We start from the raw sequence: 21884 nt of genomic DNA on the forward strand, positions 1-21884 counted from the left end.
GCGGATAACCGAGCAGGTTGGCCAGGAACGGATTGACCGCGACGATTTCCCCGCTCCCGGCATCGAGAATCAGGATCCCATCCTGAGCGGCTTCGAACAGGCGCCGATATCTGGTTTCGGACGCCTGCAGGGACTCGCGCAGTCCACGCTCTCGATTCGCGGCCGTTTCGTGTTCCGCGGCATGCGTCCCGAGGCGCGTCACTTCCGCGACGAGCTGCGCTTTGGTCTTCGTCACCTCTTTCATCGGGTTCCCGGCGTTCCTGGCATCACCATCCGGCGACTGTGGCAAACACTGTCGATGTATCTGAAGCGTACACGGATTCGGCGCGGTGTGGGCCTGCCGCTCCATCGAAACGCATGGGGCATCAATCGCCATCAGCGATCGACCCACGTCGCGCGCCGGCGCCGCCGGGCATCCGGGCACGCCGGCGCCCAGCGCCGATGGCGCATTATGGAATCACAATGTTCGTCCCCACTTGCCGCCCGTGGCCGGGTGTGTGAGTGTTCGTTTGGGCGCAGCCGTCGTCGTGGTTGGCGGCTGCGTGGTGCCGCCTCGGCACCATGATCCATGACCGAAGGCCAAGGTAATGATCGCGAGCGCGGCAGGTCGCACCGAGCGCAGGCGTCGCCGCCACGCGCACGCCGGCGATCCTCGCGGGTGCGCGCGATGACCGCCTCATCCCGGAAGCAGCAAGTCCCGCCCCGGGCGCTCGCGATGTCGCTTGCCGCGCTCGCCATTCCGGTCGCCACCGTCTTCTGGCTCCCGGACTGGACGAGCAATGGGCTCGGGATGCTCATCTGGTTGACGGCGCTGATCCCAGCGTTCCTTCTTTCGTACTACCGCGGCCTGCAGGGCGTGGCGCTCGCGCTGGCCGGTGGCATGGCCGTCATCACGGCGACCCAGATCGTCGTCGTCGCGTATCAAGTCGCCGACCCGAACTGGACGCTGCTCATGGCGATCGTCGCGATCTATCTGGCCGTGTCGCTCGGCATCGCCACGCTCGCCGAGGCACTCCGGCGCGAACGCCGCGCTGCGGAAGACCTGGCGCGGATCGACCAGCTCACCGAACTCCCCAACCGGCGCCACCTCGAGGATGCCCTGCAGCGCGAGTTCGCGGCGGCTGAGCGCGGCCGTGGCCTCGCGGTCGTGATCTTCGACCTGGACCGGTTCAAGCAGGTCAACGACCGTCACGGACACGCCGCGGGCGACATGGCGCTCAAGGCCTTCGCCAACGTCCTTCGCACGAACACCCGTCTGGAAAATCTGTCCGCGCGCTTCGGCGGCGAGGAGTTCGTCGCATTGCTGCGCGACACCGATGCCGACTCCGCCGTTCTGTTTGCGCAGCGCGTGCTCGACCAGATGCGCGAGTCGCCGCTCCCGTGGGGCGCCCAGACCGTCAGCGCCGGTGTCGCGGAATACTATAGGGGCCTGGGATCGTACGAACTGCTCCTCGGTGAAGCAGATCGGGCCCTCTATCAGGCCAAGGAAAGCGGCCGTGACATGGTGTGCACGGCGCCCCGGTACGAGCACCCCCTCATCGCCCAGATTCCTGGCGGCGTCGTTGCGGCCAGTGCACTGCCGGAGGAGCCCCCGCCCGAGCAGCCGATCGTGGGCCGGATCTGGATCGTGGATGACGATGCCGCGGTGCGCAGCGTGGTCAAGCGCATCCTCATCCGGGACGGCCACGACCTCTGGGACACCGGCGATCCTCGCGAAGCCATACGACGGTTCGCGGATGTGGCCGATGCCGAACGACCCGACATCATTCTGACCGACGTGATCATGCCGGAAATGAGCGGCATGAGAATGATCGACCAGATTGCCAAGATCAGTGCCGACATCAAAGTCATCTATATGTCGGGGTACGTGCAGAGCGCGATCGAATGGCAGGGATCGCCCGGTTTGGCGGTCACGTTCCTGGCCAAGCCGATTCAGGTGAAGACGCTGCTCGACGCGGTTCAGCGCGTGATTCGGAGCGCGCCGACGTCGGCGCCGACATGAATCACCCGCATGCGTTCGAGCGCGCCGTAAGGGATTTCCTGATGACGCCCTGCCGCAGTTGTCGCTACCGATCACCGTCGGCCCCACCGCGAGGCCACGCGTCCACGCGCCGGCCTCACACCTCCGGGTCCGCGGCCGCCCCTCCACACCAGACAAGACGCCGATGAGCCGATCCCGCCACGTCAAGCCAATCCCGCATCCGCGCGACACGCAAGCGCGGAACAAGGCGGCGGCGCTGGCCCGCAACACGCGCCTGCTCGACGCCATACAGGCTGCGGCGCAGACCGGCGGCTGGGAATTGGATCTGACGACGGGCGCGCTCTTCTGGACCGACGCGATCTATCGGCTCCACGAGACCACGCCCGCGGACTACACGCCCACGGTGGAGACGGCACTGGCCTTCTGCACCGAGGAATGCCGGCCTCGCATGACTTCGGCGATCGCACGGGCGACACGCGACGGCACCGGGTGGGATTTGGATCTGGAGATCGACACCGCCGGCGGCCGACGCGTGGCGGTGCGCACGGTGGGCACGGTCCAACTCGAAGATGGGAAGCCCGTGCGGATCTATGGGGCGCTCCAGGATGTGAGTGCCCGTCGCCGGCTTGAAGGGCAGCTCCGGCAGGCACAGAAGATGGAGGCGGTGGCCCAGCTCGCCGGCGGCATCGCGCACGACCTCAACAACATCCTGACCGTCATTCAGGGCCACGCGTCGTTGATGGGAAGCGCCATCCACGCCGAGAGCGAGTTCGCGGACTCGGCGCAGCACATCCGTCAGGCCGCCGACCGAGCGGGCACCCTTGCCCGGCAGCTGCTGGTGTTCGGCGATCGCCAGCTGCCGCGCCGCCGGCCGGTGGACCTGAATGTGATCGCGCGGAGCATGGCCGAGATGTTGCAGCGCGTCACGGCGGAAGACGTCCTGGTCCAGCTCGCCGTGGAGCAAGGCGCGGCGTTCGCCTCAGCCGACACCAGCCTTCTGGAACAAGCCATCCTGAACCTGGCCGCGAACGCGCGCGATGCGATGCCCGAGGGCGGCCGCCTGCTGATAGAGACCGCCGGGGTCACGATCGACGATCACTCGGTCCCGCACGCGCCGGACGCGCGGGCCGGCGACTTCGTCTGTCTCTCGGTCAGCGACACCGGCACCGGGATCTCGACGGAGAACTTTCCCCATATTTTCGAGCCTTTCTTCACCACCAAGACCGCCGCCCATGGCACCGGCCTCGGGCTCGTCAACGTGCGAGACATCGTCCGGCTGCACGACGGGTGGGTGGAAGTACGATCGGAGCCTGGGCGCGGCACGACGTTCCGGCTCTACTTCCCGCGCGTGACGATGCCGGTCGCACCGGAGGCTTCCTCGTCCGAGACGACGAGCACACTTCCGCGGACGGCGACGATCCTGCTCGTGGAAGACGAGGCGCCGGTGCGCGCGCTGGCGCGGAGAGTTCTCGAGCGCGCGGGGTACCGGGTGCTCGAGGCGCGCGCGGGAGCCGGCGCGCTCGTGGCCTGGGAGGCACACGCGGGCGACGTGGATCTTCTGGTCACCGATCTGATGATGCCGGACGGGATGAGCGGCGTCGATCTGGCGCAGCGCCTGCGCGACGTCCGCCCGGACCTCAAGGTGCTCTGCATGAGCGGATACCAGATGGGCAACGTCGCGACGCAACTGGATCGGATGGCGAACGTGGGCTTTCTCTCCAAGCCGTTCACTCCGGAGGATCTCACGGCCGCCGTGGCCAGGAGCCTCGAGCCAGTGGTCGTGGATACGGGGGCGGAACAGCCCTGAGGACGCCGCCGGCGCTCGGCGCTCGGGAAGTGAGCGCTGCTCGACCGCTCGATGGCCCTCTCATCAGATCGGAGCCCGTTGGGAGGGCTGGCAGAACGGCTATTGCACCGGGCTTGAAAGCGGGTGCCGTCGTCGTCGCGCATTGGCATGGTAACACGTTGTTGATGCGCATGTTGGGTGCCAAGCCCGATGTCTGTCGGCGCGGACGTTGTGGCGGAAATGTGGCTATTTGGTCTCAATCGCCAAACATGCGCCTGCATCGCGCCACGCGACGCGACAGATCACACGCGCCAATGTCGATGGTCATACGCGCGAATCAGATCGCGCCGCCACCGTCCACGCCTTGGGGACGCGCGCGGCGAAGCACGCCTCGCAGTTCCGTACCCGGCGCGACCGTGTTGAACACCGTGCCGAACTTCTTCACGTTCTCGTGCAACAGGGCCAACCGCGCATCGGACTCGTCGGTGTCCACCTGGATGTCGTAATCGATGCGTTCCAGCTTCGGCGGCACGTCCCGGCGTACGGCGTGCACCCGCACCGCCACCCCCCGCAGTTGAAACCGGAGCATCGGCGTGACCCGCTCGATGCCCTTGATCATGCAGGCCGAGAGCGCCGCGAGCAGCAACTCCGCCGGATTGAACGCGTCGGCGCGCCCTGCGAGGTCGGTGTCGAGCGTTACGCCCGCGGACTTGCAGCGCGCCACGCTGCCGTGCGCGTCGACTCGCTCGGCCGTGACGGTGTATTCGAGCGGAGGGCGTGGGCTCGTCATTCGGTCCGTTCCGCGCCGGCGACCGCCGGGCATTCGTCCATCCGCGGTTCCAGCACGGTGCGCGCCGCACGGACGATTTCCGAAATAGCTGTGGCCGACCTCTCCGATGAGAGTGCGCGTGTCATATTGCGATGCCCCGTGAAAGAGTGAAATGGGCGTTGACCCATCATTTTCGCAATAGCAGGTTATAGAGGAGCGCGCTCAAGCCCAAGCCCGCGGGAAGGCCCTGCGCGTCGAACCCCTGCCGAGTCTTCCGCTATGACGCTCGCCATGCCAACCCCCCGGCCACGTGCGCCTCGCGCCGCCGCAGCGCACGATGGACGCTGATGCGGCGCGCGGGCCGATCGAGCGATCGGAACCGGATTTCGCGGCGCAACTCCACCAGTTGCTCGCCGCGCACATGCACACGCGGCGATTCGTGCGCGGCGAACTGCTCTGGCGCGAAGGAGAAACCACCGGCCTCCTGGTGGCGTTGCGTGTGGGTCGCGTGAAGATCTACCGCCTCCTCCCCAATGGGCGCTCGGTGACGTTGTTCCTGTTCGGACCGGGCGACGTGTTCGGCTTCCTTCCGTTTCTCGATGGCGGCGCCTACCCCGCCTACGCGCAGGCCATGGAGCCCGTGGAAGCGGAAGTCATGCCGCGCGCCGTCTTCCAGCGCGTGCTGGTGGCCGAGCCAGCGCTCGCGGTGCAGTTGGTCACCGTGCTCGGGCAGCGACTGCGCGACGCCTTCGACGTGATCCAGTCCGTCTCCACACCGGGCGCGCAGAGCCGTGTGGCCGCGGCCCTGCTGGGGTTGCTGTCCGACGAGGGGCCCGCGGGCGACCGCCAGCAACTCCCGCTGCCCATGAGCGCTCACGAATTCGCGGACGCGCTCGGCATGGCGCCCGAGACCTTCTCGCGCGCCATCACGGATCTGGCCGCGCAAGGACTCATCCGCCGCGTGCGACCGGGGCAGTTCGAGTTGTGCGACCTGGCCGGGCTCGAACGGGCCGCCCGCACGCCGTTGCGCTGACCGTAGCAGCGGAGCGCGGATCGCGTTCCGGCCGCGCCCGACGCTCTTGATCGCCGTCAATGCGCCGCTCTCCGCGCTGCGCGTATCGTCCCGGTGTCTCCGGACGCTTCCGGATGTGCAGCGACGACACGCAAAGGGGAGATCACAATGGTGGACGCACGAGAGTTCCTGACGGCCGGGCTCCAACTGCACGGCCACAAGTGCCCGGCCATGCCGCTGGGCTTGCGGGCAGGCGCGCTGGCCATGAACCGACTGGGGGTGGCACGGTCGGCGGACAAGACGCTGCTCGCCCTGGTCGAGCTCGGCGAGGATCACTGCTCGCACTGCTTCGGCGATGGGGTTCAGGTGGTCACGGGGTGCACGTTCGGCAAGGGCAACATTCGCCAGCTGGGATACGGGAAGTTCGGCCTGACGCTCGTGGATCGCACGACCGGTCGCGCCGTGCGCGTCGTGCCCCGCGCCGATGCCCAGATGCAGACCAAGCAGACGCCGTTCTTCCAGGACTACCGCTTGAAGGGCGTGCCGCCCTCCAAGGTGCCGGACGACGTCGTCATGCCGCTGATCGAGAAGGTGTTGAGCGCGCCGGAAGACGCCCTGTTCTCGGTGAGTGACGTGTTCCCATTCACGGCCACGGGAGGCGAGGAGAGCTTCGCCTCCGTCGTGTGCGATCGCTGTGGGGAGATGGTGGTGGAGCGCTACGCCCGGGTCTTGAACGGGAAGACGGTCTGCATCCCGTGCCAGGACGCGCTGCTGGCAGGCACGTGAACCGGCGCGTCGGCGGCCCCATCGGCCACCGGCGCCTTCCGCGACATCGGCCTCATGCTCTACGGTACCATCTTCGCCATCGTGCTGGCTGCGTCCTTCCTCTTCGCCATGCTCGGCCTGGGAGGTGGGATGGTGTACGTGCCCGTGCTCAAGTGGGCGGGATTTCCCGTTCGGGAAGTCGCGATCCCGCTCGGCCTGCTGCTCAACGGATTGAACACCCTGCTGGCGCTCATCCCATACGCGCGGCAACGGCTCGTGGACTGGAAAGGCGGGTCGGCGATGGCGGCGGCCGCATTGGTCATGGCGCCGCTCGGCGCGCTCTCGACGCGATACGTGCCGGTTCGCCTGCTCCTGGCATGCTTCGCCGGCGGCGTCGTCGTGGCGGCGCTGCGCACGTTGATCGTCGCACGGCAGCCGGAGCCCACGGAGCAGATGTCGCTCCGCCGACGGTGGGTGATCGGGGGCTTCGTGGGCGGATTCGCCGGGTTCATCGGGGGGATGCTGGGACTGGGCGGCGGTTTCATCATCGCGCCGATTCTGATGTGGATGGGCTACCGCACGAAAGAAGCGGCTGCGACGACCGCCTTCGTCGTCACCTTCTCCTCGTTCTCCGGCTACCTCGGACACGTGGCCGAAGGACACTTCGCGTTGGTGCCGACGGTGATCGTCGTGATCGCCGTCCTGATCGGCTCACAGACGGGCGCCATCGCGATGTCCACCCGCATGCCCCCGCGCCTCATCAAGAAGATCTACGCGCTGACGCTGCTCGCCATCGCCGTCAAATTGGTCGCGGAAGTGCTGTGAGGCGTCGGGCCGATGGACGCCCCGGGCGCGGGCCCTCTCACCATGACGATCAATGCCGATGACACATTCGCATGACGCATCGAGGCGCGCATCGCAGCGGCGGTTGCTGCTGGCCGTCGCCCTCAACTTCGGGATCGCGGCGGTGGAGGCCGTGGGCGGACTGCTCTCGGGCGCGTTGTCGCTCGTGTCCGACGCGCTGCACAACGCCGGCGACAGCGGCTCGCTGCTCCTGACGCTGGTAGCACAGCGCCTCGCCGGACGGCGGAATTCCGCGCGGCACACGTTCGGATTCAGGCGCGCCGAGACCCTCGCGGCGGTCGTGAACGCCGCGGCCTTGATCGGTCTGTCCGTGGCGCTCTTCATGGCGGCGGTCGCCAGACTCATGCACCCGGTGGCCGTACACGGTGGATTGATGATCGGCGTTGGCCTGTTCGGGGTGGTCGCCAATGTGGCCGGCACGCTCCTCCTGCATCGTGACGCGCGCACGAGCCTCAACGTCCGGTCATCCTACCTCCACCTCGTGGCCGACGTCGGCGCGTCAGTCGCCGTGGTTGGCGGCGGAATCGCCATCGTCTGGTGGCAAGCCGACTGGGTGGATCCCGTGCTATCCATCGCCATTGCCGGATACGCCGTGGCGGGAAGCGTTCGCGTGCTTCGCCAGGCGGTCCACGTGTTGATGGAGGGGACGCCACCCGATCTCGATCTGCTTGCCCTGCAGCGTGCCGTCCATGCGGTGCATGGCGTGGTGAACATCCATCACGTGCACGTCTGGAGCGTCGGTGAGTCCGATGTGCATCTTGACGCCCATCTCGAAATCACGGACATGCTCGTCAGTGAGACCCATGGCCTGCGGGCTGCGGTGGAAGCGGTGCTGGCATCCAGCTTCGGCATCGACCACGCCACGCTCCAACTCGAGGCCGGGTGCTGTGCGGACACGGATCTCGTCAAAGTGCGATCGCTGGGGCCCGATATCGCCCCGTCTTGATCGCGGTCAATGCCACGCCGCGTGGCGTCGGTCATCTTCCGCTCCGGCATGGCCTACAGCACGGAGAGAGCAATGGGGGGATACACACTTCGATTCGGGATTGGCCTCGGAGCCGTGATCGTCCTCGTCGGCGTCGGGCCGACGTCGTCACACGCACAGGGCGCGCCAGCGGCCGCGCCGGTACCGGCACTGGGCGACACGGTGCATCTCGGCCTGGCCGATGCCATCCGTCGCGCGCTCGACGAGAACCCCGGCTTGCAGGCCGTCGCCCAACAGGCCCACGCGGCCGACCGCGCGGCGGCCGCCGCCTTCCGCCAACACTTCGGTGACGTGCAGGCGGTGGCGTGGACATCCCGGTACGGGGACGCCCAACTGCTGCGTCCCATGTCGCAGGAGTTGATGGCGGGCGGGCTCGCAAGTCTGCCCTTCGCCCAGGACCAGGCCCATTACGGATTGACCTTCGAACTGCCGCTGTTCGTAGGCGGAAAGCTGGTGGCGCTCAGCCATGTTGCCCGCCTGAAGGCCGACGAGGCGAGCGCGCTGGTAGAAGGCAGCGGCTGGCAGATCCGCGCCAACGTGACCACGATGTACGCCGCCGCCCAGGCGTTGACCGCGGCGACGGCCGCGTACGCGAGCGAGGTCGCCTCCCTCGAGACAACACACGCGCGGGTGGCGCTTATGGTGCAGCAGGGCAAGCGGCCGGACGTGGACCTCCTGGAGATCACCGACGCGCTGGAGGAAGCCCGGGCTCAACTGGCCGCTGCGGACGCCGACCGCACGCAGATGCGCGCGTTCCTGCTCGCGCTGCTCGACTACCCGCCGGATCAACCCCTCGCACTCGATCCGCTGCCCAATGACTTTCCGACGCTGCGAGCCGACGGGGTGGACTGGAACACCCTGGTGCAGCACGCGACGCCGGTGGCAACGGCCCAACTCAGGGTCGAACAGGCGAGGAGCGGCAAACAGGCCACCCGTGCCGACTTCCTTCCAGCCTTGAGCTTGCGCGGCAATCTGCTGGAGCACGCGGGTTCCGGGGTAGCAGGAACGTTCCAGACCTGGGAGATGACGGCGCAGGTCTCCATCCCGGTGTTTTCGGGCGGTCGCACGGTGGCCGCGTATCAGGGCGCCGCCGCAGCCGAGCGGGCCGCCACACTCACCCTGCGACAGACGCAGCTCCAGCAACGGGCGGAGATCAGCGGGGCATTGGCTCATCTCCATGCCGCGGAGATCGCGCTGGATGCCGCGGCCAAGCGGGTGGATGCCGCCGACGAAGCCGCGCGGATCCAGGGTGTGCGCTACGACAACGGAGCCGGCACGATCGAGGACCTGCTCAGGGCCCGCACCCGGGCGTCCGCCGCCGAAGCATTCCTGGCCAAGAGCAAGGGCGACGTGCTCGGGGCCGCCGCCCGAATCAACGCCCTCGTCGAAAGGGAGATTGTCCGATGACACGCAATCGAATGGTCGCGATTCTCGTCGCCGTGCTCGTGGTGGGCGGCCTACTGATCGTCCGGCACAAGCGGGTGGTGCAAATGAACAACGCGCCGGTGCTCGCGGCGCCCGTCACCGCGGTACAGGTTGTGGCGGTACGGCGAGGCCCGCTGGAGAGCGTGGATCACATCCTGGGAGAGGTCTACGGCGCCGACGATGCCGAGATCACGCCCCAAGTGTCCGGGCAGGTGTTGGCCGTGCTGGTGCGGGAGGGCGCCTCCGTGGCCCGCGGCGCGGTGCTGGCGCGATTGGATTCGCGGGAGCTCGGCGATGCCGCGGCCGCGGGCGAGGCCGACGTTGAGGCAGCACGGGCGGCGTCCGAGGCGCAGGGAGCCGCCACCGCGCGAGACAGTGTGCTGTTCGTGAACAAGGCGATCTCGCTGGAACAGTGGCAGGGTTCACAGGCGATGCGGGCCGCCACTACGGGCCGGTTCGAAGTCGCCCGGCAACGTCTGGACCAGGCGAATGCGCGGCTCGGCTACGCGGTGGTGCGAGCCCCGTTCACGGGTGTCGTGTCCGCGCGGATGGCCGACCCCGGCGATCTGGCCGTCCCGGGAAGGCCACTGCTCCGGATGGTGCGGCAGAGCGCTGTGCGCGTACGCGGCACGGTTCCGCCGGAACTCATGACGAAGATACATCCGGGCACTCCGGTAGATCTCTCGCTCGGTGACGAGCCGGTGCACGCAACGGTCTCCCGGATCTTCCCCGCCATGCAGGGCAGCCATCTGGCCACGTTCGAGGTCGACATCGCGCATCCAACGCCCGGGTACGTGGCGGGCGCGACGGTGGGCATCGACCTCCACCTCCGAGGAGGAGCCGGTCTGCTGGTGCCGTTGGACGCGCTACTGGAGGGAAGCGCGGGAACCCACGCCTTCGTGGTGGGCCAGACCAAGGACGGCGCGCAGACACTTCGCATGGTGGCATTGACCGTCACGACCCGATCCCTGGACCAGGCCATTGTCGAAGGCGATCTCCGCGAGGGCGACCGTGTGGTGGTGGCGCGGCCTTCGCGGCTCATGGACCTCGCGGCGGGGCTGCCCGTGCACGCGGTCGATGCTGCGCCGGGGCGATGAATCATGCACCTCGTCGATTCCTATCTGAAGCGGCCGCACCTCGTCATGTCACTGGTGCTCCTGGCCGCGGTCATCGGATTCGTGGGCTATCGCCGCATGCCGGTCAATCTCTTCCCCGACTCCGAGCGGCCCAAGATCGCGGTGGTCAGCGTATACCCCGGCGCGTCGGCCGAGGACGTCGAAGCCGAGGTGACGCGTCCTATCGAGCGGGAACTCAACACGATCGAACGCGTGCGGCTGGTGACGTCGACGAGCAACGACGAAGTCTCCGCCGTGACCGTCGAATTTGAATACAGCGAAGGACTCAGCAGCGCCGCCACGGACGTCGCCAACGCGCTCCAGAAGATCAAAGCGCAACTCCCGGCGGCCCTGCGGCCTCCGATGATTTTCAAGGTCTCCTCGGCCACGCCCGCCGTCATGACGCTGGCGCTCCGGCCCAAACCCGGCTCGCCATTGGATCTGTCCATGGTCCGGCAGATCGCCGACAACCCGATCAAGGACCGGCTGCTCCAACTCCCCGCCGTGGCCAACGTCGAAGTGTTCGGCGCCCACCAGCCCGTGATTCGCGTGGACCTGGACCGGGATGCGCTGGAGCGATACCACCTGACCCCGCTCGACGTGCGTGACGCCATGGTGGCGTTCAATGCCAACCAGCCCGTGGGGCTGTTGATCACCGGCGAGAGCCAGTTCCTGCTCAAGCGCATGGGACAGTTCCAGCGCATCAGCGACGTCGCCCGCATTCCGATCGCGCACCGCGAGGGCGGGGACGTTCATCTGGCCGACGTGGCCAAGGTGTATCGCTCGGTGGCCGAGCCACAGAGCGCGTACCACGGCGACGGCGAACCCGCCATCGCGGTCAACATCCAGCGCGCCGCGTCCGGGGTGGCGCTCCAGAGCATCGCCGATGTGACGCGGGTGCTCCCGGAGTTGGAGAAGGCCTATCCGGACATCGCCTTCAGCATTCCCGACACCCAGGGCGATCTCATCAATCAATCCGTGGGCAACATGCTGGGGGCGCTGCGGGACGCGTTGATCATGACCGTGCTGGTGATCTTCCTGTTCCTCGCCGATCTGCGGGGCATGACGCTGGCTGCAATCGCGATTCCGTTCACCTATCTGCTCACCTTCGCGGTGATGTGGCTCATCGGATACGAATTCGACATGGTCACGCTGACTGCGGTCATCGTCGCCGTGGGCATGCTGCTGGACGACGCCATCGTCGTCATCGAGAACATCGAGCGCCACTACCACGAGCGAGGCGCCGACATCCGCGATGCCGTCGTCGGCGGAACGGAGGAGGTGATGCTCGCCATCTTCTCCGGTACGTACGCCACGATCATGGTCCTCGTGCCCATCATCTTCATCGGCGGCTTCGTCCAGACCGTGTTGCGTCCGCTGTCCGTCTCGTTGACGGTGGCGCTCGTGGCGTCGTATGTGGTTTCGGTGACCGTCATCCCGCTGCTCGCGCCCTACATCTTGCGTCGGCGCGCGGGCGAGGGACGCAATCGCTTCGAGCGCGTGGTCTTCCAGTTCGATCGGTTCGTGGTGGAACCCATCCGCGACTTCTACGTGCGGCTCACCGGAACGGCGCTCCGGCACCGGGCGGTGTTCCTGGTGGTGGCCGCCCTATTGTTGGCCGTGTCCCTGCGACAGATGGGCCTGATCGGGCGCGACCTGATGCCTCCCATGGATACCGGCATCATCAAGGTGGCATTCGAGACCGACGCCAACAGTTCGCTGGCGGCCACCACGACGCGCTTGAGCCAGATGGAACGGATCATCCGCAAGCGGAACGACGTCACGTCGGTCTCGTCGGTCGTCGGCTCCGAGCCCGCGGTCATCTCGTTCGGAGCGGGCCGGTTGCCGCAGCAGGGTCTTCTCACGATTCATCTGCTAGACCGGTTTCACCGGCCCGAGACCATCTGGCAGGTGGAAGACACCCTCAGATCCGCGTTTCGCCAGATCCCGGGACTCAAGAACGTGGACGTGTTCGACTTCGGCGCCACGCCCCTGTCGACCATCCGCAGTCCCGTGGACGTCATGATCTCGGGACCCGACCTGGCCGAACTGGACCGGATCGGGAATGACGTGGAACAGCGACTGCGGAAGACGGTCCGCGGAGCCACATCCGTGTCCCGTTCGTGGACCATGGACAATCAGGAGATCGGGTTCCGCGCCGATCCCGACAAGCTGGCGCTGTACCGCATCTCGCCGGCCGCGGTGGCGATGCAGTTGCAGGGCGCGGTACGGGGCATGAGCGGGTCGGTATTTCAGATACCCAACCAGGATGGGTTGAGCATCTGGATCCAGCTCGCGGCGGATCAGCGCGCGCACTCGGCGCAACTGGGCACGTACCCCATCCAGACCGCGCAGGGCCCGGTGCCTCTGGCCCAACTCGGCACGCTCGATCGTCAAGCGACCGCGAGCATGATCACCCACCAGGGGCTCGAGCGCACGCTGGACGTCGAGCTCTATCGGTCGCGCCGCCCCATCTCACACATGCAGGAAGACGTGACCGCCGCCCTGCGCGGACTCCAGCTGCCGCCGGGCTATCGGATCAGCCAGGTCGGCGAGATCGAGCAGATGCAGGAATCGTTCGGGCGCCTGGGCCAAGCGCTCGCCCTGGGCTTGGTGCTGCTCTACTTCTCGCTGGTGCCGGCGTTCCGGTCATGGATCCATCCGCTCACGATCATGTCGGCGATTCCGCTCGCCATTATCGGCGCCGCGTGGAGCATGCTGCTCATGGGCAAGCACAGCTCCATGCCGTCGATGATGGGGATGATCCTCCTGGCGGGCATCGTGGTGAAGAACTCCATCCTGCTCATCGACTTCATCACTACGGCGCGAGCCGGCGGCGCCAGTGTGCACGATGCGTTGGTGGGTTCCGTACGCATCCGGACGCGACCCATCCTCATGACGGCCGTGGGCACGTCGGTGGGCATGATCCCCATCGCGGCCGAATGGGCCATCGGTCTGGAGCGGCTGAGCCCGCTGGCCGTGGTCGCCATTGGAGGGCTGATGGTCTCGACGTTCCTGACCATGGTGTACGTGCCCATCATCTATTCGCTGTTCGAGGACGGGCGCGTGGCGGTGGCGACGCGGTGGACTCGGCACAGCGTGGCGCAGCGCGACGTCGGGCGACAGGAGGTCTGAACAGCGACGCGCCGTCATGCGCCAAGCGCCGCACTCTTGACCGCGTCCCGCCCGGGCTAGAGCATTGGCAGATGCTGCCCACCTGGCTGGAACTCCGCATCGCGTTGCGCACGCTGCGCCGGAGCAAGGCGTTCGCAGCATTCAGCATTCTGGCACTGGCATTGGCCATCGCGGCCAACACGACGATGTCGAGCCTGATCGACGGGCTGATCTGGCCCAACATGGCGTTCCCGGAGCCGAGGCAGCTCGTGGTGGCGCACTGGACGGCGCCGAAATCACCGCTCTACCCGCGCGTGAACATCCGGCAGGTGCTGGGCGACTCGGGGCGCACCTATTCCGGCGTGGCGGGATGGACCACCGATCTGGCGTACGCGACCGCGATCAACGTGGGGAACCAGACGTATCAGGTTCCGATGGCGCTCGTCCCGGGCAACCTGTTCCGCGTGATCGGGGCCCGGCCCGTGCTCGGCACGTTGTTCATGGATTCCACGGCCAAGGCGGCGCGGGTGGCCGTGATCAGCGAGCACCTCTGGCGGCTGCTCGGCGCCCCCGATCGCCCGTTCGCCCCATTCACGATCTCGCTGCCCGACCGGCAGACAACCTTGATCGGCGGCGATGCACTGACGGTGATCGGCGTCGTGGCCGACAACGGCGCGATTCCGATTCGCACGGATCTCTTCATCCCCACGGATTGGAGCATCGGCAGCGAAGCCCTGCTCCGCCTGCGCCACGGCGTGACCCAGGCACAGGCGCTGACCGAGCTGAACGTGCTGGCGCCCAACCTCGACCCCGCGCATTCGCGATTCGCGCACTTCGTGCTGCGGCCGGCGGCCGCGACACCGGGTCAGCGGTTCGGCGTCGTCTGGGCACTGGCTGCAGCGACGCTGGCCGTGTTGATCATTGCCTGCGCGAACATCGCCAACCTGCTCCTGGCGCGCGGCATGGCGCGGAGCCGCGAGTTGGCCACGCGACTCGCGTTCGGCGCCAGCCGTCTGCAGGTGGCCAGGCTGTTGTTCGCCGAGAGCGGGCTGGTGGCGCTGGCCGGCGGCGTGCTCGGGCTCTTCTTCTCACTGTGGGCCATCCATCTCGTGCGCGCGACGCTCCCCGCAGGGCTCCAATTTCTGGGGCTGGTGCAACCGCAGCTCTCGTGGCGGGTGCTGGCCGCGGGCGTCGGGCTCACGATGGCCAGCGCCGTAGTGTTCGGCGTCGCGCCGATGATCGCGCTGATGCGCACGGACATCAACCGGCTGCTCAAGGGAGCGGGCGGCCGCCACGCGACGGGGAATCGTGGGCGCTTCCAGTTCCTGGTCGTGGCCGAGGTGGCGGGCGCGCTGACGCTGGTCGTCTCGGCATCGCTGCTCGGTGCCGTGGCGGGCACCATCCATTTGATGGATTACGGCTACGACGACAGCAACCTCATCGCGGCAGACGTGCGGGAGGTGCCGTTGGGCGTCCGCTCGGGGTTCGGGGCGACGCCGAGTGCCGCGCTGATCGCGCAGCGGTACGGGGAGCTGCAGCGCCTGAGACATATGCCGGGAGTGACCGCCGCTACGGCGTCATGGAATCCCTTCCTGCAAGGGGTGGTGCGTGTGGACGACCCCGGCGGCGGGGCGCCGCTCACGATGATTGGCATGTCGCGCCTGAACGAGGTGGACCCGGACTATCTCCGCGTGCTGCGCATTCCGATTCTGCGCGGGCGCAACTTTCACGAGAGCGAGGACGATCCGATCCCGAGTGTGATTGTCGACGAGGGTACGGCGCACTGGCTGCTGCCGGGGTCCGACATTCTGGGCCGCCTGATCCGGTTCGCCGGCACCGGCTACGGCAAGGTGCCGTGGATGCGCGTCGTGGGGATCACCGGCCCCATCGTGACGAGCCGGTGCGGGATCGATCCCTGCCCCGAACACATGTTCTTCATCGCGAACGGCGCGGGCTATCCGGCGCCCACCGCGTCCACCACGTTCATCGTACGATCGAAGGGACCGCCAGCGGCGTTCCTGACCCCGCTGCGCGCCGCCCTCACGTCGGATTACCCGGGCGCGATCCCCGACGTCGCGACATGGGACGACGCGACCGGCACGGCCTCCGAGCGCAGTTTGTACGATTTCGTGACTACGCTATTCGGGTCGTTCGCGTTCATCGGGCTCTTGCTGGCGTTGATCGGCGTGTACGGGATGACGGCGTACGCGGTGGAGCAGCGCGCTCGCGAGTTCGGCGTGCGCATCGCACTCGGCGCACAGACGCGGGATATCATCACGATGGTATTGCGCCAGGGCAACGCAACAGCGCTGCTGGGGCTGGCCATCGGGCTCATCGTGGCGAATTGGGCCGAGGCATTGCTGCACGGCTTTCTGTTCGGCTACGACACCATGGCCCCCTTCTTCATGGCGGGCGCCGTGGTAGCGTTGTTCGCCGCCACGGTGCTGGCCGGGATTCCGCCCGCGCTCCGCGCGGCGCGGATCAATCCGGTGGATACGCTGCGGTCGGAGTAACGCGGCCCCGGTCTCGACGCCGAGACCACGCCCGGCCCCGCATCGCGATCCCACCCCCGCGCCCCCTCAAGAGCTATTGCAGTATCCGTCGTGATCCGTTCAATCCGCCTCATCCGCGTCCAGGCAGTTGCTGTTGCCGTGAAGTCCGCGTGCTCCGCGGTAAGCCAGGTCCCCGTTGCTGACCGGCCACCACCTCCGTCATTAGATTGGATCCGTCGGGAGGGCTGGCAGAACGGCTATTGCACCGGTCTTGAAGACGGGTGCTCGGTGGATCCGCGAAGTTTGATATAAGTAAGTATCACTAAGTCACCTACATGATCAGTGTACCGTCGGTCCATCGCGGCCTTGTGGCAGTCTTGTGGCTATTCGGCCTCGTCCAGGACCGGCGGCGGGCGGTCCGACAGTGCGCCGCCAATGCGTCCGACCGCTCGGCTCAGTTCGATCGGATCACGCCACCCGCAGCGGCTTGATCCGCGCCACTTCCTGCTTGACCGCCTGTGACGCGTCCCAGAGGTCCACGGCGCGCTGCGCATTCAGCCAGAACTCGGGCGAGTTGCCGAACAGCCGGGCCAGCCGAAGGGCCATCTCGGGGCTGACCCCCCGCCGGCCACGCAGCAGCTCGTTGATCGACTGGCGCGACACCCCAACGGCGTCGGCGAGGCCGGCGACCGTGAGGCCGTAATCCGGCAGGAAGTCCTCGGCGAGCATCAGCCCCGGGTGCGTCGGCCGACGCTTCATGCGCTGATTGTTGGGAACGGTCATCGGTCGGTCCCTCTCCCTAGTGATAGTCGCAGAATTCCACTTCGTACGCATCGCCGTCCACGAAGCGGAAGCAGATGCGCCATTGGTCGTTGACGGCAATCGCGTACTGCCCCGCCCGATCGCCCTTCAACGCGTGCAGCCGATTACCCGGCGGCACTTGGAGGTCGCGCAGCGCAACGGCTAGGTCGACGTATTCCAGCTTCCGCGCGGCCCGCGCCGCAACATCCGGCGGAATCCGTTTGGCGCCGCCCGTGACGTACAGATCCCGCGTGCGCTTGTCCGCGAATGTCTTGATCACCGGATAAATGTACCGCGTCACGTGACACGTGTCAATCTGCCGTGCAGGACCCACAATCGGTATTTCTCAACGCCGGGGGAAGGTCACCAGAGTGCTGCCTCGAATTGGGGGACAGCGCAGACCCCCGACAGCTGATTCACTTATGATCCCCGGCTTCTATATGCAAAGTCGGTGTTTGTGTCGTGACGCGCCGCCTCCTACATTGGCGCCGCTGAGGACCGCGCGAGTCGTCGCGCTCCTTGCGGCGGGCCGAGGTATCATGCCGGCTCGCCCCTTTCAACGAGGCCCCCACCGTGACCACCTCGCCGCGCGCCCTGGTCGCCACCTTCTCCGCCCTGTTGGCGGCTGTCCCCGCCGCATCGCCGCCATCGCCCAGTGCCTACACGTACGACGTGAGCGTGCAACGGACGACCGTCCTGACCGCCATGCCGCAGCACGACACGCTCCTGCTCGTCGCGCACGTTACGCAGGACACCCAGGGACGGGTTCGCACCGACGTCGTTCGCGGCACCTTGGGGGGCCCGGCGATCGTCAGCGGTGACTATACGATTATCGATTCGTCGGGGCGGGTTACCGCAGTATTTCCCGACCGGCAGGAGTACATCGACCTGCACACCGACGGTGGCATCGTTGAAGTGGCCGCGCTCCGGAAGGCCTCGTCCGCCCCATCGCGAGGCATGACCCTCCAGAGCCTCACGCTTGATACGCTGGCAGACACGGTCATCGTCGATGGATATGTCGGCCGGCACTACCAGTTCCTCGAGCATGGCGCTGCGGTCTCCACGATGCCGGCCATGTCGCTGGCCGGTGCGTTCGATGCGTCCGCCGACTACTACCTCGGTGCTTGCACCATCCCCCGCCCGGTCGTGCTCATCGCCCCCGGGGGCGTGACGACGGACGCCGGCCAAATGGTCTCCCCCGAGGCGGTCGCCCGCGTGCGCGCGCTGCTCGCCCATCTCACGGGCTGCGAACTCCACGAGGTCAGCCGCCTGGACGTGAAGCTCGGGGCCGCTGGAGGCCTCTCGATTGACGCATCCCAAACTACCGTGAGCGATTTCTCCAACTTTCGTGCCGATACGGCCGGGCCCGATGCGTTCACCATTCCGCCGGAGTTCCGCCGCATCTCGTTGGCGGAGCGCCTGAAAGAGATCTCGGCGCAGTCCGGAGCACGGGCACGTCATCCGCGGGGCCCCGGGGGCGCCGAGACTCGGCGCGCGGCCCCAGGAGCTACAGGACCCATAATCGGTGTTCCTCAAATCGGGGGGAAGGGCACGTAGTACTCGATTTGAACGTCAGTATCTCGGTGCTCCGGGCGAATTTTCACTCTTGTGGATGATGCGTTGCGCCCCGCCACCCGCCCCGCGATCTTTGACTCCGGGAGGGCTGGCAGAACGGCTATTGCACCGGTCTTGAAAGCGGGTGCAGAACGCACCCAGGAAGCTGCTGCTAAGCCTTTGTCCGATAGACGGTTACATGATGTCACCGTTGCCGTCGCGCAATGGTCTTGTGGCACTCATGTGGCTATTCGGACGGGCCAGTCGGCAATCGAGGCATGAGTACTTAAGTATATTCTAGGCAGGCCGCGTCGCGGGCGATCCGCGGTGCTCCCGACCGGCGACCCTCCGCGTTGAGTCGATCGACGACGCTCATCGCCGCTTCTCGAGCTGCGACAGGCGCGCCAGGCGGCGCCGCGCGTCCGCGACCCGAGGCTGCAGCTCCGGATCGGCGCTCTTCCACAGATCGATGAACGCCAGGTACTGCGCGGCGGCCTTGGTCGTATCGCCCTTGGCTTCGTAGAGCTGGCCGAGCCGTTCGTGCACCATCGGCAACACCGAGGCATCCAGGGTCTCGACGTAGCGGGCCCGATACGGGGTCTTCAAGTACAAATCAAACTCCGCGATCGCCGAGTCCGGCATGCCCGCCGCGTCGAAGACGCGCGCCAGGTTGAGCGGCAGGCAGATGGTGCAGTCGTTGGCCGGCCCGTCGGGGAGGCTGTCCGCCTTCCGAAACTGCGCGGCCGCCTCGGGGAACTTGCGCCGCGCGAGCGCGCTCTCCGCCAGAGCCGCGTGTTCGTCCGGCTCATGTACGCGATGGACGGCCGTGTCCCGCACCTGCGCGCGGTACTGCACCAGCACCGCCTCCGCGCGGTCCGGTCGACCGGCCTGCGCGTACGCGCTCGCCACCGCGAGGTCGGGGCGGTCTTCGTCCCGGAATCGGCGCAGCGGCGTGCGGGCCAGGGCGCTGTCCAGCGTCGCCGCCGTGATGGCGGGCTGCTCCAGCACGACCGCATCGACCCAGGCAACGGTCGTCGCGTCGCCCACCGCCGTTGGCGGGGCGTAGCCCGCAGTCGAATCGGCGGCGGCGGCGGCGGCGGCGGTCCGCAGGCGCCGCCAGTCCGCCACGTGCCCTCGGAGCAGCGCAAGCTCCGCGGACCTCCAGAGCGACCAGCCGGGGTTGGTGGGGTCGCGCACGTTGCGCGCACTGTCAAGCGCTTGCCCGTACGCGTCCCACTTCTGCACAAAATAGAGCCCGAGGACCGCGAACTGCTTCGGCGTTGTGGCGGTCGGAAAGCGTTGGAGCATCACGCGAACGACGCTGTCGGCGGCGTTGGTGCTGCCCTCATCCCGTAACGTGGCCACCAGGTTGCCGTAGGCGAGCAGGAACCCCGGGTTGGATCGAAGCACCAGTCGATACTGCGAGTCCGCCTTCGCGAAATCTCGCTCGGAAGCGAAAAGGAGGGCGAGATTGTTATTGCCTGGCTGTCCGGTGACCTGGAGCAACTGTTCGTAGGCCGCAATGGCTTTCGGCCGATCCGGACTGGGGCCGTACGTGTCGTAGGTCGCCTCGATCGTCAGCCGTTCGGGTTGTGGCAAGGCATTCCGGAATTGAAACGCGCGCACGAGCGCCGAAGCAACCTGGCTCCGCGGGAGTCCCAGATTGACCTTCTCCATGGCCAACTTGCGCCACCCCTCGGCGAACGTCGTGTCGGCGGCCACGGCCTCCGTGAGCAGGCGGATGGACTTGGGTCGATCCAACTCGGCGTCCGCGGCGAACGATCCCGCGCTGTAGGCGCGCAATGCGTCGAGCGACCCCGTCGTCACGGCCGCTAGCCGCGGCGCCGCCTGCACCGAGTGCAGCGATTCGCCGGCCTTCGCGCGCAGGTCGCGCGCGATCCGGTCCGACGCGTCGATCAAGCCCTTGGGGCCGTCGCCGGTCTCCTGGAACGACGCGAGCGCGCGCGCCGAATCGGCCGTCAGCAGGCGCACCGTCACGACATAGCCGCTCCCCACCGGCGTCACGACGCCGTCCACGATCGCCGTGATCCCGTTCCGCTGCGCGATCTGCTGCGCCAACGGCAGATCCACGCGCTCCGTTCGCGGCTGCTCCATGAGTTGTAACGCGTCCGCCGTTTGCGCCTGGCTGACGATGGAGAGCACCGGGGATTCCGACAGCCCGGTGCGCACGGCGAAGCTCACGACCCGCGCGAGCGCGGTATCGCCGTTCGTGGCCGAGAAGTCGGTCATGAGAATCGGCTCCTTCGCCGTGAGCTTTCCCGCGGCCAGGAGCGACCCCGCCGGTCCGATCCCGAGCACGCGCAGTGTCATGACCCCGGCGACGATCACAACGAACACCCCAAGGGCGTACATCCCGCCCCGGGCGGTGCGGTACCAACTCACGTGCGGGGCCGCCTTGAAGGCCATCGTCGCGATCGTGCCCCCGGCCACGGAGGGCGTGCCCCCCGGCGTGTACGTCGGCGTCATCGTCATCGCCCGGCGCGTGACGCGCTGCACGTAGCCGGTCCACAGGACCATGGGCAGCCCGAGCGCCATCACGATCAACGCCCCCGGGAACACCCAGTCGGGGAGGCCGATGCCCACGATCGCGGCGCGCGCCAGAATCGCCACGGCGACGAACGAGGCGGCGTAGATCGCGAGCGCCTTGCGGAACATCCCCGGCCCGCCGAGCAGGATCGCCGGCATCGCCGGCATGCCGCCGCCGCTGGTGATCGTGTCGAGGGCGTGCGCGATCTCGCCCGCGCTCTGGGGCCGCGCGTTCGGGTCCTTGGCCAGGCACCGCATCACCAGTTCAGCCAGAGCCGCCGGGAGGTCGCCGCGCAGCGTCGCGATCGGCGTCGGCGTCTCGCCCATGTGCGCCGCCATCATCCGCTGGGCCGTTCGATTGGCGAACACCGGCTGCCCGCTCAGCATCTCGTACGCCATCGCGCCCAGCGCATAAAGGTCGGCGCGATGATCGATGTCCGGGTCGCCCGCCGCCTGCTCCGGCGCCATGTACGCCGGCGTGCCGATGCTCGTGCCGATCTGGGTGAGCGTGGCGCCGGCCGCCGCCGTGCGCGCCGCGCTGATGGCCTTCGCGATGCCGAAGTCGGTGACGACGGCGGCGCCTCCCGACATGAGGACGTTGTCGGGTTTGATGTCGCGGTGCACCACGCCGCGCTGGTGCGCGTAGGCAAGGGCGCGCGCGACATCGCGGAGCA

General features: G+C 67.6%; 16 protein-coding genes. 11 read left to right on the forward strand and 5 right to left on the reverse strand.

Annotation, left to right across the window (positions count from 1 at the left end):
• Positions 1–244, reverse strand: a 244-nt coding sequence (locus tag VNE60_06535; protein ID HVB31169.1) for a PAS domain-containing protein, incomplete at its 3' end; no start/stop codon positions are given.
• Positions 245–568: 324 nt separating this feature from the next.
• Here VNE60_06535 and VNE60_06540 point away from each other — a divergent pair.
• Together VNE60_06540 and VNE60_06545 are read left to right on the forward strand one after the other, a co-directional pair.
• Entirely contained in the window at positions 569–2002 is a 1434-nt protein-coding gene (locus tag VNE60_06540) for a diguanylate cyclase (protein HVB31170.1), read from the forward strand.
• 58 nt (positions 2003–2060) lie between these two features.
• The gene (locus VNE60_06545; protein ID HVB31171.1) at positions 2061–3788 is read left to right on the forward strand and encodes an ATP-binding protein; all 1728 of its coding nucleotides are present in this window, start codon (positions 2061–2063) and stop codon (positions 3786–3788) included.
• A gap of 316 nt (positions 3789–4104) precedes the next feature.
• Here the strand turns inward: VNE60_06545 and VNE60_06550 are convergent, their stop codons facing one another.
• Positions 4105–4557 carry an OsmC family protein gene (locus VNE60_06550; protein HVB31172.1) on the reverse strand — a complete coding sequence of 151 codons (453 nt, stop codon included), beginning with the start codon at positions 4555–4557 and terminating at the stop codon, positions 4105–4107.
• A 289-nt stretch (positions 4558–4846) separates the two neighbouring features.
• Between VNE60_06550 and VNE60_06555 the strand changes: the two genes are divergently transcribed.
• From VNE60_06555 to VNE60_06590, 8 genes are all read left to right on the forward strand, one after another.
• Positions 4847–5569, forward strand: a complete 723-nt coding sequence (locus VNE60_06555) for a Crp/Fnr family transcriptional regulator (GenBank protein HVB31173.1) — start codon at positions 4847–4849, stop codon at positions 5567–5569.
• Between the two features lie 147 nt (positions 5570–5716).
• Positions 5717–6334 carry an FmdE family protein gene (locus VNE60_06560; protein HVB31174.1) on the forward strand — a complete coding sequence of 206 codons (618 nt, stop codon included), beginning with the start codon at positions 5717–5719 and terminating at the stop codon, positions 6332–6334.
• 54 nt (positions 6335–6388) lie between these two features.
• A complete protein-coding gene (locus VNE60_06565) occupies positions 6389–7138 on the forward strand; it encodes a sulfite exporter TauE/SafE family protein (protein HVB31175.1) in 750 nt (249 codons plus the stop codon).
• Positions 7139–7196: 58 nt separating this feature from the next.
• Positions 7197–8123: a cation diffusion facilitator family transporter gene (locus VNE60_06570; GenBank protein ID HVB31176.1), complete on the forward strand. Its 927-nt coding sequence runs from the start codon at positions 7197–7199 to the stop codon at positions 8121–8123.
• Positions 8124–8237: 114 nt separating this feature from the next.
• Entirely contained in the window at positions 8238–9569 is a 1332-nt protein-coding gene (locus VNE60_06575; protein HVB31177.1) for a TolC family protein, read from the forward strand.
• Positions 9566–10684: an efflux RND transporter periplasmic adaptor subunit gene (locus VNE60_06580; GenBank protein ID HVB31178.1), complete on the forward strand. Its 1119-nt coding sequence runs from the start codon at positions 9566–9568 to the stop codon at positions 10682–10684. Before VNE60_06575 ends, VNE60_06580 begins: the two co-directional genes overlap by 4 nt.
• Before the next feature lie 3 nt (positions 10685–10687).
• Positions 10688–13837: an efflux RND transporter permease subunit gene (locus tag VNE60_06585; GenBank protein ID HVB31179.1), complete on the forward strand. Its 3150-nt coding sequence runs from the start codon at positions 10688–10690 to the stop codon at positions 13835–13837.
• A gap of 71 nt (positions 13838–13908) precedes the next feature.
• A complete protein-coding gene (locus VNE60_06590) occupies positions 13909–16329 on the forward strand; it encodes an FtsX-like permease family protein (GenBank protein HVB31180.1) in 2421 nt (806 codons plus the stop codon).
• Positions 16330–16776: 447 nt separating this feature from the next.
• On the opposite strand, the gene VNE60_06595 is transcribed toward VNE60_06590, so the two are convergent.
• Complete coding sequence (locus VNE60_06595; GenBank protein HVB31181.1) at positions 16777–17067, reverse strand: HigA family addiction module antitoxin; 291 nt, start codon at positions 17065–17067, stop codon at positions 16777–16779.
• 40 nt (positions 17068–17107) lie between these two features.
• The gene (locus VNE60_06600) at positions 17108–17389 is read right to left on the reverse strand and encodes a type II toxin-antitoxin system RelE/ParE family toxin (protein HVB31182.1); all 282 of its coding nucleotides are present in this window, start codon (positions 17387–17389) and stop codon (positions 17108–17110) included.
• A gap of 293 nt (positions 17390–17682) precedes the next feature.
• On the opposite strand from VNE60_06600, the gene VNE60_06605 reads away from it, so the two are divergent.
• Positions 17683–18666: a hypothetical protein gene (locus VNE60_06605; GenBank protein HVB31183.1), complete on the forward strand. Its 984-nt coding sequence runs from the start codon at positions 17683–17685 to the stop codon at positions 18664–18666.
• 369 nt (positions 18667–19035) lie between these two features.
• Here the strand turns inward: VNE60_06605 and VNE60_06610 are convergent.
• Positions 19036–21884: protein kinase (locus VNE60_06610; protein ID HVB31184.1), on the reverse strand; the 2849-nt coding region annotated here is incomplete at its 5' end.

The organism is Gemmatimonadaceae bacterium (assembly GCA_035533755.1).
GTDB lineage: Bacteria > Gemmatimonadota > Gemmatimonadetes > Gemmatimonadales > Gemmatimonadaceae > JAGWRI01.